This is a genomic window from Streptomyces hyderabadensis (assembly GCF_020404845.1).
GTDB classification, from domain to species: domain Bacteria; phylum Actinomycetota; class Actinomycetes; order Streptomycetales; family Streptomycetaceae; genus Streptomyces; species Streptomyces hyderabadensis.
Genome location: NZ_JAIOJZ010000033.1, coordinates 42,113 through 56,627 on the forward strand (window position 1 = coordinate 42,113; position 14,515 = coordinate 56,627).

The 14,515-nt window shown below is 73.7% G+C and carries 10 protein-coding genes, 2 tRNA genes and 1 other RNA gene; 6 read left to right on the forward strand and 7 right to left on the reverse strand.

Annotation, left to right across the window (positions count from 1 at the left end):
- Positions 1-88 precede the first annotated feature (88 nt).
- The 5 genes from K7854_RS24040 (at position 89) to K7854_RS24060 (ending at position 3,893) form a co-directional block, all read left to right on the forward strand.
- The gene (locus tag K7854_RS24040) at positions 89-1,060 is read left to right on the forward strand and encodes an ABC transporter ATP-binding protein (RefSeq protein ID WP_226028633.1); all 972 of its coding nucleotides are present in this window, start codon (positions 89-91) and stop codon (positions 1,058-1,060) included.
- Positions 1,057-1,872, forward strand: a complete 816-nt coding sequence (locus tag K7854_RS24045) for an ABC transporter permease (protein WP_226028634.1) — start codon at positions 1,057-1,059, stop codon at positions 1,870-1,872. The genes K7854_RS24040 and K7854_RS24045 overlap by 4 nt, the downstream gene beginning before the upstream one ends.
- Positions 1,873-1,921: 49 nt before the next feature.
- Complete coding sequence (locus K7854_RS24050) at positions 1,922-3,169, forward strand: sensor histidine kinase (RefSeq protein WP_226028635.1); 1,248 nt, start codon at positions 1,922-1,924, stop codon at positions 3,167-3,169.
- Positions 3,166-3,780, forward strand: a complete 615-nt coding sequence (locus K7854_RS24055) for a response regulator transcription factor (RefSeq protein WP_226028636.1) — start codon at positions 3,166-3,168, stop codon at positions 3,778-3,780. The genes K7854_RS24050 and K7854_RS24055 overlap by 4 nt, the downstream gene beginning before the upstream one ends.
- 37 nt (positions 3,781-3,817) lie before the next feature.
- Positions 3,818-3,893, forward strand: a tRNA-Gly gene (locus K7854_RS24060).
- A 53-nt stretch (positions 3,894-3,946) separates the two neighbouring features.
- Here the strand turns inward: K7854_RS24060 and K7854_RS24065 are convergent.
- The 6 genes from K7854_RS24065 to ffs all read right to left on the reverse strand — a co-directional run bounded on the left by K7854_RS24065 (position 3,947) and on the right by ffs (position 12,999).
- Positions 3,947-4,846, reverse strand: coding sequence for a phosphoribosylaminoimidazolesuccinocarboxamide synthase (locus K7854_RS24065; protein ID WP_226028637.1), 900 nt, complete (start codon positions 4,844-4,846; stop codon positions 3,947-3,949).
- Between the two features lie 98 nt (positions 4,847-4,944).
- Entirely contained in the window at positions 4,945-6,420 is a 1,476-nt protein-coding gene (locus tag K7854_RS24070; protein WP_226028638.1) for a N,N-dimethylformamidase beta subunit family domain-containing protein, read from the reverse strand.
- Positions 6,421-6,655: 235 nt separating this feature from the next.
- Positions 6,656-8,887, reverse strand: a complete 2,232-nt coding sequence (locus tag K7854_RS24075) for a hypothetical protein (RefSeq protein WP_226028639.1) — start codon at positions 8,885-8,887, stop codon at positions 6,656-6,658.
- Positions 8,888-9,195: 308 nt separating this feature from the next.
- Positions 9,196-10,446, reverse strand: coding sequence for a phosphoribosylamine--glycine ligase (gene purD / locus K7854_RS24080; RefSeq protein ID WP_226028640.1), 1,251 nt, complete (start codon positions 10,444-10,446; stop codon positions 9,196-9,198).
- Positions 10,447-10,557: 111 nt separating this feature from the next.
- Positions 10,558-12,858 (reverse strand): DNA polymerase III subunit gamma and tau, encoded by a 2,301-nt coding sequence (locus K7854_RS24085; protein ID WP_226028641.1) that lies wholly within the window; start codon positions 12,856-12,858, stop codon positions 10,558-10,560.
- Between the two features lie 46 nt (positions 12,859-12,904).
- Positions 12,905-12,999: signal recognition particle sRNA small type (ffs, locus tag K7854_RS24090), an RNA gene on the reverse strand.
- Positions 13,000-13,073: 74 nt separating this feature from the next.
- Between ffs and K7854_RS24095 the strand changes: the two genes are divergently transcribed.
- Positions 13,074-13,161 (forward strand) — tRNA-Ser (locus tag K7854_RS24095).
- Positions 13,162-13,223: 62 nt separating this feature from the next.
- Here the strand turns inward: K7854_RS24095 and K7854_RS24100 are convergent.
- Entirely contained in the window at positions 13,224-14,504 is a 1,281-nt protein-coding gene (locus K7854_RS24100; RefSeq protein ID WP_226028642.1) for a tyrosine-type recombinase/integrase, read from the reverse strand.
- Between the last annotated feature and the right edge of the window lie 11 nt (positions 14,505-14,515).

Here is a 14,515-nt window from a genome sequence, read left to right on the forward strand (position 1 = left end):
TGCCCTGTGGGCCGGGTCTGACATTTGTCATGTCCGGTGATGACGGCTCGCACTGTCGTCCCGCCCGGGGCGCCGGAATCCTTGAGGCATGCAAACCAACGGACACGAACACGTGATTGAGGTCACCGACCTTCGGCGTGTGTACGGGGGCGGGTTCGAGGCCGTGCGCGGGGTCGACTTCTCCGTGCGCCGCGGTGAGGTCTTCGCGCTGCTCGGCACCAACGGCGCCGGCAAGACGTCGACGGTCGAGCTGCTGGAGGGGCTCGCCGCTCCGGCCAGCGGGCGGGTGCGCGTCCTCGGGCACGACCCGTACACCGAGCGGGCCGCCGTACGCCCCCGCACCGGGGTGATGCTCCAGGAGGGCGGTTTCCCCTCCGAGCTGACGGTCGCCGAGACGGCACGGATGTGGGCGGGGTGCGTGAGCGGCGCACGGTCGCCCGCCGAGGTGCTGGCGCTGGTCGGTCTGGAGGCGAAGACCGGCACCCGGGTGAAGCAGCTGTCCGGGGGCCAGCGGCGCCGCCTGGACCTGGCGCTCGCCCTGCTCGGCGACCCCGAGGTGCTCTTCCTGGACGAGCCCAGCACCGGCCTCGACGCCGAAGGCCGCCGGGACACCTGGGAGTTGGTGAGCGCGCTGCGCGACCGCGGTACGACGGTGCTGCTGACCACGCACTACCTGGAGGAGGCCGAGAACCTCGCCGACCGGCTCGCGATCATGCACGAGGGCCGGATCGCCGCCACCGGCACCCCGGCCGAGGTGACCGCCGCGCAGCCGTCCCGCATCTCCTTCGAACTGCCCGACGGCTACTTCGTGGGCGACCTGCCGCCGCTCGCGGAACTGGGCGTGAGCGAGCACGAGGTCGACGGCCGCGTGGTGAAGCTGCGCACCCGGGAACTCCAGCGCGCGGCCACCGGCCTGCTGGTGTGGGCCGGGCAGGCCGGAGTGGAGCTGCGCCGCCTGGACGTGCGCTCGGCGTCCCTTGAGGAGGCCTTCCTCAGCATCGCCAAGGAGGTGTCCGCGAAGGCGGGCGGCCCCACGACGAAGAAGGAGTACGCGGCATGAGCGCCACGGACACACCGGCCCGCGCGGGGCGCACCGCCGGGACCGCGACCACCACGCCGATGAGCCGCATGACCGCCCTCGCCCGCGCCGAGATGATCCTGCTCGGACGGAACAAGGGCACCGTCTTCGCCGCGCTGTTCATCCCGTTCGTGATGCCGTTCAGCGTGCGGGCGGGCGCCGAGGAGATGGACCTCGGCAAGGCCGGGCTGACCGTCGGCACGCTCGTGCTGCCCGCCGCGATCGGCTTCTCCCTGCTGTTCGCCGTGTACTCGGCCCTCGTCGGCGTCTTCGTCGTCCGGCGCGAGGAACTCGTCCTCAAGCGGCTGCGCACCGGCGAGCTGCGGGACGTGGAGATCCTCGGCGGCTCCGCGCTGCCCGCCGTGCTCAGCGGGCTGGTGCAGTCGCTGCTGCTCGCGGTGGGCTGCGTGGCACTGCTCGACCTGTCCGCGCCGTCGGCGCCCCACCTGACCGTCCTCGGGCTGCTGCTGGGGCTGGTGATGTGCGCCGCTCTCGCGGCCGTCACCGCGAGCTTCACCAGGACCGGTGAGAGCGCGCAGGTCACGCCGCTGCCGTTCACGTTCGTGTCGATGTTCGGCTCCGGCCTGTTCATTCCGCTGGACCTGCTCCCCGACCGGCTGGCCTCGGTGTGCGAGCTGCTGCCGCTGACGCCCGTCATCACGCTGGTGCGCGGCGGCTGGACCGGCGACCTGTCGGCCTCCGACGCCCTGGGCGCGACGGCGACGGCGGTGGCCTGGACCGTGCTCGCGGTGTTTGCTGTACGGCGGCGGTTCCGCTGGGAGCCGCGGCACTGACGTACAGGAACGTGCGAGGGCGTACGAGGTGAGCGGGAGCGGCGGACGGATGCGCAGGCCGGGCGGATGGTGGCGGACCAAGAGCACGCCGGAGAAGGTGGAGACGTACACACGGTGGTCGTTCCACTTCTTCGGGGTCATCGAGGTGTTCGCCCTCGGGGTGACCGCCTACGGCCGGACCGGCGCCGGACTCGCCACCGTGCTGTGCCTGCTGGTCGCCGTGCACGCCGCCGCCTGCATGGTGGTCTCGTCCCGGGCGCTGGACTGGACGCGCGGCCGGCGCTCCCAGCCGGTGCGCCTGATGTGGGCGCTCGTCGTCGTCTCCGCCGCGGTCTCGGTCACCGCGGTCGGGATCGCGGAGCGCGGACCGGCCGGTGAGGTGGAGACCGCGGCGGGCTCGGTCTACGGCGGGGTCCTGTGCTACGCCGCCGGTGTCATCACGCTCGGGGTGCGGGGGTGGCGGCGCAGGGTCGCCGTCGTCGGGGCCTTCGCGGTGGGCGCCGGGCTGCTGACGTTCCCGCTGGAGATGCCCCTCCTCGCGTCGGTCGTGCTGGCCGGCCTGGTGATGGTGACCGGCGGGTTCCTCGCCGTCACCTCGATCTTCTCCCTCTGGCTGCTCAACGCCGTGTACGCGCTCGACGACGCCAAGGAGACCCGGGCCAGGCTCGCCGTCGCCGAGGAGCGGCTGCGGTTCGGCCGGGACCTGCACGACGTGATGGGCCGGAACCTGGCGGTGATCGCGCTCAAGAGCGAGCTGGCGGTCCAGCTGGCGCGACGGGGCAGGCCCGAGGCGGTGGAGCAGATGATCGAGGTGCAGCGCATCGCGCAGGAGTCGCAGCGCGAGGTCCGGGACGTCGTGCGGGGCTACCGGGAGGCCGCCCTGGAGGTGGAACTGGCCGGTGCGCGGGGCGTGCTCTCGGCGGCGGGCATCGTCTCGGAGGTCACCGGTGAGACGGCCGGGCTGCCCGCCGAGGTGCAGTCGGCGCTGGGCTGGGTGGTGCGGGAGGCGACCACGAACGTGCTGCGGCACGGGGACGCGAAGAAGGTCGCCGTAAAGGTGCGGATGTCGGAGGGGCGGGTCGTGCTGACGGTGGAGAACGACGGTGTGGCGGAGACGACGGGGGACGGACCCCCGGCCGGCCCGGGCGGTTCCGGGCTCTCGGGGCTGCGCGAGCGGCTCTCCGCGGTGGACGGGACCCTGGAGGCGGGGCCCGTCGGCAGGGGTGTCTTCCGGCTGACGGCCGAGGTGCCACTGCCGGCCGCCACGGCCGGGGCCGCGCTGGAGGTCGCCTCGTGACGACGACCGTCCGTGTGCTGCTCGCCGATGACGAACACCTCATCCGCGGGGCCCTGGCGGCCCTGCTGTCCCTGGAGGACGACCTGGTCGTCGTCGCCGAGGCGGCCACCGGTCCCGAGGCCCTGGCGATGGCGCGGGCGCACGCGCCGGACGTCGCCGTACTGGATCTCCAGATGCCCGGTGCCGACGGTGTGAGGGTCGCCACATCGCTTCGGGCCGAGCTGCCCGACTGCAAGGTGCTGATCGTGACCAGTCACGGGCGCCCCGGGCACCTGAAGCGGGCGCTGGCGGCGGGGGTGCGCGGGTTCGTCCCCAAGACGGTCAGCGCCCAGCGGCTCGCCGAGCTGATCCGCACGGTGCACGCCGGAAACCGGTACGTCGACCCCGAGTTGGCCGCCGACGCGATCTCCGCCGGGGACTCGCCGCTGACCGCGCGCGAGGCCGAGGTGCTGGAGCACGCCGCCGACGGGGCGCCCGTCGCGGAGATCGCCGAGCGGGCCGCGCTCGCCGAGGGGACGGTGCGGAACTACCTGTCGTCGGCCGCGAGCAAGCTCGGCGCGGAGAACCGGCATGCGGCGGTGCGGCTCGCGAGGGAGCGGGGTTGGGTATAGTGGCTGTCGCGCCAGGGAGAAATCCCCGGCACGCAGTGCGAACGTAGCTCAGTTGGTAGAGCGCAACCTTGCCAAGGTTGAGGTCGCGAGTTCGAACCTCGTCGTTCGCTCCAGTGAGAAGCCCCCGGCTCCGGCCGGGGGCTTCTTCGTGTGCGGCGGTCCGCCGCTACGACCAGCTCTGGCCGGTCAGCAGCTCGTACGCCTCCACGTACTTGGCGCGGGTGGCGTCCACGACCCGCTGCGGCAGCGCCGGCGGGGGCTGCTCGCTCTTCCGGTCCCAGCCGGACTCGGCCGAGGTCAGCCAGTCCCGCACGAACTGCTTGTCGTACGAGGGCTGCGCGCGGCCCGGCTGCCACTGGTCGGCCGGCCAGAAGCGGGAGGAGTCCGGGGTGAGGACCTCGTCGGCGAGGACCAGGTCGTCCCCGTCGAAGCCGAACTCGAACTTGGTGTCCGCGAGGACGATGCCGCGCTCGCGGGCGATGTCCCGGGCGCGGGAGTAGACGGCGAGGGTCGCCTGGCGCAGGGCGGCGGCGGTGTCGGCGCCGACCTGGCGGGCGACCTCCTCGTAGGAGACGTTCTCGTCGTGCTCGCCGACCTCGGCCTTGGTGGCCGGGGTGAAGATCGGGGCGGGCAGCTCCGAGCCGTCCACGAGACCCTCGGGGAGGGCGAGGCCGCACACGGTGCGGGACTGGTCGTACTCCACCAGGCCGGAGCCGGTGAGGTAGCCGCGGGCCACGCACTCCACCGGGACCATCCGCAGCGACTTGCAGACCAGCGCGCGGCCCTCCCAGTCGGCGGGGGCGCCGGGGGGCAGCTCGGTGCTCAGCACGTGGTTGGGGGCCAGGTCGGCGAGCTGCTCGAACCACCACAGGGAGAGCTGGGTGAGGACCCGGCCCTTGTCGGGGATCTCGGTCGGCAGCACCCAGTCGTAGGCGGAGATGCGGTCGCTGGCGACCATCACGAGGTCGCCCGCCTCGTTCCGGTACAGCTCGCGCACCTTGCCGGTGTGCAGGTGCACCAGACCCGGAACCTGGATCGGTTCGGGCTTTTCAACGAATCCGGACACGGTTCCTCCCCGTGGTTCTGAACAATACGTCGATTGTCCCGCACGTCGGGGGGAGGGTGACGGGCGGGGCAGTGGGCGGGGCGGCGAGGGCGCGCGGCTCAGTCCCGTTTGCAGATGCGGTCGAGGAGGTTGGCGGTGGCGCGCTGGATGCGCGGGTCGACGTGGCCGGGGCGGTCCAGGGCCGGGGACCACGCGAACGTGCCGGACGCGAAGACCCAGGCGCCCGACGGGGCCCGGTACAGCGACGTCTCCTGGTGGCGCCGGACGCCGTCCACGTCGGCGTACGGGGAGTGGGCGAGCAGCACCCGCTCGTCGTGCTCGGGCAGCGCGGTGCGCGGGAAGTAGCGGTCGGCCTCGCCCGCCACCAGATCCTCGATCTCGTCGCCCTCGTGCGCCCCGGTGGCCTCCCAGAGCCAGTGACCGGCGTTGCGGACGATCATCGGGTGCGGTTCGGGGACGCGGCCGGCGTACTGGATGCCGAGCAGTTGCTGCTCCGGGCGGTCGATCTCCCGCCACAGCGCGGGGCGGCCGGGTCCCTTGCGTTTGCGGCAGGTCAGCAGCCGGTCGGGGGCGCCGGACGGGGAGGGGGCCAGCTCGACCTGCCAGTACATGGTGTTGGCGGAGAGGAAGACCAGGGAGGTGCCCCGGTCGCGGGCGAGTTCCGCGGTGCGGCGCATCGGGACGGACCAGTACTCGTCGTGGCCCGGGAAGACCAGGCCCCGGTAGCGGGCCGGGTCGACGCGGCCGGAGTGCAGGTCGCGGGCGTCGGCGTAGGCGAGGTCGTAGCCGTAGCGCTCGGCGAAGCGGATGAAGTCGTAGGCGTGGCCGACGTGCAGGGGCAGTCCGGCGCCCGCGTAGGGGCGGTCGAAGGAGACGGTCGTCGCGGCGTCCGCCTCGCCGAGCAGCCGGCCCTCCTCGTCCCAGGCGTGGTAGAGGCTGGCACCGGTGCGGCCGTCCTCCGGGTAGAGGTTGTACGCCTGCCAGGTCACGTCCGGCAGGAGGAGGAGCAGGTCGGCCGGGTGGTCGTCGCGGACCGTGAAGGGGATGTGGGAGCGGTAGCCGTCGGCGGTGGTGAGGACGGCGACGTACGCGCCGACGTTCCAGTACGACGGGATCTGCAGCCGCCAGGACAGCCACCAGTGGTGGCAGGAGACGGTGCGGTCGGCGGCGAGCGGCGGGGGCTGGACGATGCCGGACAGGCGGGGACTGGTGGTGATCTTGGCGGCGCCGTCACCGCCGTAGTGCCCGATCCGGTAGACGTCGACGCCGAACTCCTGGGGCGGGTCGACGGTGATGTGGAAGTCGATGGCCTCACCCGGGGCGGCGGCCCCCGTCGCGGTGAAGCCCTTGATCTGACGGCGGACGTCGTCGGCGGCGCGGGGGCCGCCGCCGGAGCCGGTACGGGTGCCGGTGCCGGTGCGGTCCTGGTCCGCGTACCAGGCGACTACCTGGCCGGTGTCGCCGAAGTACGTCTCGCCGCCGCGCAGCCAGGGGACGGGCCCCTGCCCGAAGGGGTCCGTCACGGCGTGCGCGAGTGCTCCCGACTCCCAACGGCGGATCTGCTCGGGCCCCATGGGACAGTCCCCTCCCTCGTGCCCCCGTGGTCGTGCGTATGACGAACGCCTTTGCCATGTGCGCGATCGGTCCCAGCACATCACATTTCGCACGCGGGCTGTCACTGTTCGTTGCGAACTGGCCGAAAGTGGAACGGGAGGGTCCGGATTCGCCGGGCCCAGCGCTCACGGGGTGCACGGGGCGCCGGGAACGGACGGGCCCGACGGGGCGTACGGGCGGACGGGGCGCTCCGGTTCAGACCAGGCGCACCGGCTTCTCCGGTCGTATGCCGAGGTCGGTCATCCAGGCGCGCAGCGGGCCCGGGTCGCCGGTCTCGACGAGGCTGAGCACGCAGGGCGCCAGGTCCGTGGTGCGGGCACCGTCGAGCAGGAGCGACGGCCCGTCGAGCCAGTCGAGGGCGGGGGCCGCGCCGGCGGTGTCCATCGCCGCGCAGCACACCATCGCCGTGATGTGCGCGGTGAGGATCTCGCGCCCGGTGCGCGGCGGCTGCAACGGCAGCAGGGGAAGCGCACGGTCGTCCCAAAGGGCGGCGTCGGGGCCGGCGGCCGGCCCCGGGGCGGAGGACGGCGGCCGCACTCCGGCGGGCCGCGCCGCGGCCTCCTCACGGGCCAGCTGAGCACTGAGCCCGGCGGCCAGGGCGGCACCCCGGGCCGTGGTACCGACGAGGTCGTCCTCGTCGTCGACGACGGCGGTGGTGGCGGCGGTCGCGGTCGCGGTGGTTGCGGCGGTGGTGCGGTCGTCGTAGGGGGAACGGGGAGCGTCGTCGTGATCGCCCGACGGCAGGTCCGAGGCATGCTGGTCGCCGGACGGCAGACGCGCGGCGCCCTGGTCGCCCGACGGCAGACGCGCGGCGTCCTGGTCGTCGGACGGCAGACGCGCGGCGTCCTGGTCGCCCGACGGCAGACGCGCGGCGTCCTGGTCGCCCGACGGCAGACGCGCGGCGTCCTGGTCGCCGGACGGCAGACGCGCGGCGTCCTGGTCACCCGACGGCAGACGCGCGGCGTCCTGGTCGCCGGACGGCAGACGCGCGGCGTCGTGGTCACCCGACCGCAGACCCGAGGCGTGCTGGTCGTCGGACGGCGGACGCGGGGCGTCGGTGGAGGGGGGCCGGTCGCTTCCGGGCTGGGTCTCGGCGTCGGTTGCGGCGGTGCGGGGGGCGGGGCTCGCGGCGACCGGGGTCGTGAGGTGGTCCAGGACGCGGGCCAGGGTCGGGCCCTCCGTGCCCGGCGCGGCGCCCTCCGCGGCGCGACGAACGCCCAGGGTGTCCAGCACTCGGTGCAGGCGGGCCGCGTCCGTGCGCCAGGTCCGGTCGACGACCTCCTCGGGATACTCCTCCCACCCGACCGGCGACCAGTCCGGACCGGTCTCGGCGGGTCCGCCGTGGAAGAGGCGCGCGGCGAGGAGCGAGACCGCCTCGTCCATCACCCCGGGCTCCTCCAGCAGGTCGCAGGCGGGACGCTCCCCCAGTCGGGAGGCGAACCCCTCGGCCAGCCGGTCCCGGCGGGACAGCTCGGTGAGGGCGGCGACGACCCCGACGTCCAGGCGCGAGGGCCAGCGGCCCATCCGCCAGGCGGGCAGCGCCACCCGGGTCAGCAGCCGGTCCCAGCCCGCGTAGGCGAGCCCGACCTGCTCCTGGGCGACGATCCGCAGGCCGTAGTCCACAGCCTGTGCACGCTCGGCGGCCGCGGCCGCGACCCCGCGCTCCATCTCGGCCGCGTGCCCCCGGCAACTGCGCAGCAGCAGCCGGGACGCCCAGCCGAGGCCCGCGCACGCCACCCGGGACAGGGGGTCGCGCCGGCCCGCCGAGGCCACCGCCACGGCGGCGTCCAGACCCCGTATGAAACGCCGGGCCGCGGCTATGTCGGGGTGCGCCGAGGGCCCCGTACCGGCGACGACCGGGGCGAGGACGGCGCGCAGCTCGCCCACCCGCATCCACCACAGGAACGGTGAGCCGATGACCAGGACGGGCGCGGCGACGCTCCGGCGGTGGGCTGGTCCGCCCGGCCCGGCCAGGTCGTCGTGGTGGTGCTGCTCCACGGGCGGCGGGCCGTGCGCCGGGTGGGTGCGGTCCTCCAGCCAGCTGTCGCAGTCCGGGGTGAGCGCTATCGCGGAGGGAGCGGGGACGTCGAGCCGGTCGGCCAGGTCACGCACCATCCGGTAGAGATCCGGCGCCGACTCCTCGGCGACCGTGACCGTGGGTGTCATGGCGGGCCGGGAGCGGGCCACGACCAGGGCGACCCCGGCGGCGGCCAGCAGCACGAACAGCGCGAGGACGGACACGACCCAGCGCAGAACGTCCCAGCCACCGCCCGCCAGGCGCCCGGTGGAGCCGCCGACGAGGAGGATCACGGCGGCGGCAGCCGGCAGCAGGGCCACGGCCAGTGCGCGGCTGCGCACCCGCAGTACCGCCAGCGCCCGGGAACGCGCGGCCTGAGCGCCCATCTCCACACCACCGATACCGGTCACGGCCGGACCTCACCCCCTCATCGCCGTCCTGCCTGTCCTGAACCGTCCTGCTGCTCTGCTGCTCTTCGGGTCGTGCTCACTCCACCCACTGTGGCACCCGGCACTGACATCGCAATGCCGGTGGGCCAAGTGCCGGAATGCTTGCGCGGCACCATAGTTGGGGCCCTCGCCCCCGTCAGCCGTATGGCCCATCGGTCACCCGATGGAATGGCTTTGGGGAAAGGTGGAGACGGACAGCAAAGGTCAGGCCCCGACTCCTGGGACGGAGCCGGGGCCTGTCGGGTTCGGTGACCTGGGGGGCGGAGGGGTTACGCGCCCGCCGCCTTCGCCGCGATGTCGGTGCGGTGCTGTGAGCCGTCGAGGCCGATGCGGGCGACGGCCCGGTAGGCGCGGTCGCGGGCCTCGGTGAGGTCGGCACCGGTGGCCGTGACGGACAGGACGCGGCCACCGGCGCTGACGACGGCGTCGCCCTCGGCGCGGGTGCCGGCGTGCAGGACGTAGGCGTGCGGGGCGTCCTCGGCGGCGACCGCGTCGAGGCCGGTGATCGGGTCGCCGGTGCGCGGGGTGCCGGGGTAGTTGTGCGAGGCGACGACCACGGTGACGGCCGCCTCGTCGCTCCAGCGCAGGGGTTCGAGGTCGGCGAGGTTCCCGGTGGCGGCGGCCATCAGCAGCCCCGCGAGCGGGGTCTTCAGGCGGGCCAGCACGACCTGGGTCTCGGGGTCGCCGAAGCGGGCGTTGAACTCGATCACGCGCACACCGCGCGAGGTGATCGCGAGCCCGGCGTACAGCAGCCCGGAGAACGGCGTGCCGCGCCGGCGCATCTCGTCCACGGTCGGCTGGAGCACGCTCTGCACGACCTCGTCGACCAGCTTCGGGTCGGCCCAGGGCAGCGGCGAGTAGGCGCCCATGCCGCCGGTGTTCGGGCCCTCGTCGCCGTCGAGGGCGCGCTTGAAGTCCTGGGCGGGCTGGAGCGGCCGTACGTTCTCGCCGTCGGTGACGGCGAAGAGGGAGACCTCGGGGCCGTCCAGGAACTCCTCGATGACGACGCGCTCGCAGGCGTTCGCGTGCGCGCGGGCCGCCTCCACGTCGTCCGTGACGACGACGCCCTTGCCCGCGGCCAGCCCGTCGTCCTTGACGACGTAGGGCGCGCCGAAGGCGGCGAGGGCCGCGTCGACCTCGGCGGGGTTCGTGCAGACGTAGGAACGGGCCGTGGGCACGCCCGCACCGGCCATCACGTCCTTGGCGAAGGCCTTGGAGCCCTCCAGCCGGGCGGCCTCCGCCGACGGGCCGAAGACCGGGATGCCCGCCTCGCGGACGGCGTCGGCGACCCCGGCGACCAGGGGCGCCTCGGGTCCCACGACGACCAGCTCGGCGCCGAGCCGGGTGGCCAGCGCGGTGACGGCCGCGCCGTCGAGGGCGTCGACCTGGTGCAGTTCGGCGACCTCGGCGATACCGGCGTTGCCGGGTGCGCAGTGCAGCGCGGTGACGTCGGGGTCGAGGGACAGGGAACGGCACAGGGCGTGTTCGCGGGCGCCGCCGCCGATGACAAGGACCTTCACGGGATGCAGCCTAATGGGAACGGGCCGGTGCGGTTTGTGCGGGCTTCCGAAGGGACGGGGCGCGGAGGCTTGTACCTTCCTCCAGATACGGTTCCTCCGTGCCCGGCGGGGCTACTCGTTCGCGATCTCCTCGACCACCGTGGCGCCCAGCTCGCGCACCAGCAGCTCCTTGCCGGACAGGGCCGACTCGTCGAGGTCCGGGTCGTCGTCCTCGGGGATGTCGTCCTCCGGGGAGACCGGGGGCGGCTCGGGCGCCGAGGGCCGGGGTGCGGGGGCGGGCGCCGGGGCCGGTGCGGGGGCCTGGGGCGGCGCGGCGGGCGTGGCCGCGGGCGACGACGGCCGCGGAGCGGGCGCGCCCCCGCCGAAGCCTCCTCCGCCGCCGAAGCCGCCGCCCCCGGATCCGCCGAAGCCGCCGGAGGGGTCGACGACCGCGTCGATCTTCCACTGCACGTTGAACTGCTCGGCCAGGGCCTGCCGCAGCACGTCCTCGCTGCCGCTGCTCACGAAGTTGTCGCGGGCGCCGGCGTTGACGAAGCCGAGCTGCAGGGAGGTGCCGTCGAAGCCGGTGACCTGGGCGTTCTGGCTGAGCAGGATCCAGGTGAACCGGCGGCGGTTCTTGACGGCTTCCAGGATGTTGGGCCAGAGCGAGCGGGGGTCGACCCCGGAAGCACCCGGCGACGGAGCGGCGGGGGCGGGAGCAGGAGCAGGAGCGGCCGCCGCGGGAGCCGGAGCCGAGGCGGGGCCCGCGCCGGGTCCGGCGGAGGGGCCGGGGGCTGCTGGTGTCCGGGGCTGTCCACCGCCCGCCGGGGCCGCCGTGGGCCACCCGCCGGGACGGCGCCCGCCACCCGCGGGGGCCGCGGTCGGCCAGGCACCGGGCGCGGGCGCCGAGCCGGGGGCGGCGGCGGGCGGCGGTGTGGGAGGTGAGGGAGCGGCGGGCTCGGGAGCGGCGGAAGAAGGCGCGGCCTGCGGGTGCCCACCGTCGGCGGGCGACCCACCCGGATCGGATGCGTAACCGGACCCGGACCCGGAACCGGAACCGGACCCGCCGGTGCCACCGGCAGCAGCAGCCGCGTCGGTGTGCGGGCCACCGCCCGGCGCACCGGCGCCCTGCCCCCGTACCGCCGCACGGGCCGCGGCGGGCCCGCCGCCCGGCGGGACCGGAGCCGCGGCGGGCGCCGCGCCCCCCGCACCGGCGTGCGCCTCGGGCCCGGGCACGTACCCCATGGCGGGCGCCCCCGCACCGGCCGAGAACTGCACCCCGCGCTCGATCCGGTCCAGCCGGGCCATCACGGACCGCTCGTCGCCGTACGCGGCGGGCAGCAGCACGCGCGCGCAGATCAGCTCCAGCTGGAGACGCGGCGAGTGGGCGCCGCGCATCTCGGTGAGCCCCTCGTTGACGATGTCGGCGGCGCGGCTCAGCTCTGCGGAGCCGAAGGACCGCGCCTGGGCCTGCATCCGTTCGACGACGTCGGCGGGGGCGTCGATGAGCCCCTTCTCCGCGGCGTCCGGCACGGCGGCGAGGATGAGGAGGTCACGGAGGCGCTCCAGCAGGTCGGTGACGAAGCGCCGCGGGTCGTTGCCCCCCTCGATCACGCGGTCCACGACGCCGAAGGCGGCGGAGCCGTCCCCCGAGACGAAGGACTCGACGACGGAGTCGAGCAGCGAGCCGTCCGTGTAGCCGAGCAGGGCGGTGGTCATGTCGTACGTCACACCGTCGGCACCGGCGCCGGCGAGCAGCTGGTCCATGACGGACATGGAGTCACGCACGGACCCCGCGCCGGCCCGCACCACGAGCGGGAGCACGCCGTCCTCGACCGCGATCCCCTCGCGGCCGCACACCTCGGCGAGGTAGTCGCGCAGGGTGCCCGGGGGCACGAGCCGGAACGGGTAGTGGTGGGTCCGCGACCGGATGGTCCCGATGACCTTCTCGGGCTCGGTGGTCGCGAAGATGAACTTCAGGTGCTCCGGTGGCTCCTCGACGACCTTCAGCAGGGCGTTGAAGCCCTGCGGGGAGACCATGTGGGCCTCGTCGATGATGTAGATCTTGTACCGGCTGGAGGCGGGTCCGAAGAAGGCCTTCTCGCGCAGGTCGCGGGCGTCGTCCACGCCACCGTGCGAGGCGGCGTCGATCTCGATGACGTCGATCGATCCCGGCCCGTTGCGCGCGAGGTCGCGGCAGGACTGGCACTCGCCGCACGGGGTCGGCGTGGGGCCCTGCTCGCAGTTCAGACAGCGGGCCAGGATCCGGGCGCTGGTCGTCTTGCCGCAGCCGCGCGGACCGCTGAACAGGTACGCGTGATTGACCCGGTTGTTCCGCAGCGCCTGCTGCAGCGGGTCGGTGACATGCCCCTGCCCGATGACCTCGGCGAAGGACTCCGGGCGGTAACGGCGGTAGAGCGCGAGAGACGACACGCATACGAGGTTATAGGCGCCCACCGACAACCGGACCGCCCGCAAAGGAGACGCCCCCCACGCACCCGCCAGAGCCGACCTACCCTTGCTGCCTTCCGGCCCTGGGGGAGTTCAGTCAGATAGCGCCGCGTGAGGGGCTGGGCCACACGTTACCCGATGTGGGGGCCTCAGAACGAGTTCGCAAGCACTCCCCGGCGTCATGTAATGTTCTCGGCGGAGGATTCGCCTAGAGGCCTAGGGCGCACGCTTGGAAAGCGTGTTGGGGGCAACCCCTCACGAGTTCGAATCTCGTATCCTCCGCCAGTGCCTCACCGGGCACGATGTCGAAGGGCCCTCTGGAAACAGGGGGCCCTTCGACGTTGTCCTTACGCCTCGTTGTCCTGGTCTTTGTCCACAGCGAGGTGTTCCGGAGCTCCCCAGATGGCGCGCTCAATCTTCCGGGCCGCCTCCTTGAGCATGGGATCGGTCACGTGCAGGTACCGCGCCCGCATCCGGGCGGCGCCGCCCGGTTCCCAACCCATGATCTGGTCGATGACTCGGTCTGGGACCCCGAGCAGCATCAGCACGGTCCCCGCGGTGTGCCGTGCGTCGTGCAGACGCCCGTCCCGGACGCCGGCGTCTTCCAGTAGCCGCTTCCAGTCGTGGTAGTCGGTGTTCGGGCTGAGCGGCCCGCCCAACGGCTTGGTGAACACGTACTCGGACTCGGTCCACAGGTTCGCGGCCGTCGCCCGCTCCCGGGCCTGCGCCTCCCGGTGGGAGCGGAGCATCACGACCAGGGGGCCCGGGAGGGGCACGGCGCGGCGTCCGGCGCGTGACTTCGTGTTCTTCGTCTCGCGCCGCACCTGCACCCGCGCCGGGCAGTAGCCGGCTTTCCGGCCGCACGGCGCCGCCTCGCCGCACCCGTGCTCGTACTTCGGCCGCAACCGGTTCCGGCGAAGCTTCAGGTACTCGTTGTCCAGGTCCACGTCTGACCACCGCAGGCCGAGCGTCTCCCCCTGCCGCAGTCCGAGTGCCAGGGCCAGCATCCAGCGGGCACTGTTCCGGCGCTTGTTCACTTCGAGTAGGAGACTCTGCACCTCGTCGACCGAGTAGGGCTCTACCTCGTTCTCGTCCTCTTCGATCCGGGGCGGCTTCGCGAGCGCGGCAGCGTTCTTTGCGGCGTGACCGCGTCGCACGGCTTCACCCAGGGCCGTACGGGCCGTCCGGTGAGCCTGGTGGGCGGTGCCTGCCTTGCTGCCGGCGCTCTGCATCCGGCGGTACAGGCTCTCCAGGTGTTCGGGCTCCAGGCGGTCGATGCGGTGCCGACCGATGCCGGGCACGAGGTGCACCCGGACCGCTACTTCGTATCCGTCGTACGTGTTCTCGCTCACGACGGGCTTGGCGATGTTCTGGACCCAGTGTTCAAGCCACTTGGCGACCGTCCACGGCTTCCCGGGCTGCCGAGCGGACCCCTCGTCGCGCTGCTTCTCTAGGCGTCGGACCTCGTCCACCAACTCCTTGCGAGTGGGGCGCGTGAGGTGGCGGCGGTAGGGCGTTCCGTCGTCCTTGTAGCCCATGGGCACACGGGCGTGCCAGCGTCCGTCTTTGCCCAGGTAGATGGCCGATTCGCCGTTGGCTCGGCGAGTGCGCTTCTTCTCCTCTGCCACTGGCAGTTCCT

What these genes read in the sequence shown, in the direction of transcription:
- K7854_RS24040 (WP_226028633.1), top strand. Translation starts at nt 89, where the DNA reads ATGCAAACCAACGGACACGAACACGTGATTGAGGTCACCGACCTTCGG.
- K7854_RS24045 (WP_226028634.1), top strand. Translation starts at nt 1,057, where the DNA reads ATGAGCGCCACGGACACACCGGCCCGCGCGGGGCGCACCGCCGGGACC.
- K7854_RS24050 (WP_226028635.1), top strand. Translation starts at nt 1,922, where the DNA reads ATGCGCAGGCCGGGCGGATGGTGGCGGACCAAGAGCACGCCGGAGAAG.
- K7854_RS24070 (WP_226028638.1), bottom strand. Translation starts at nt 6,420, where the DNA reads ATGGGGCCCGAGCAGATCCGCCGTTGGGAGTCGGGAGCACTCGCGCAC.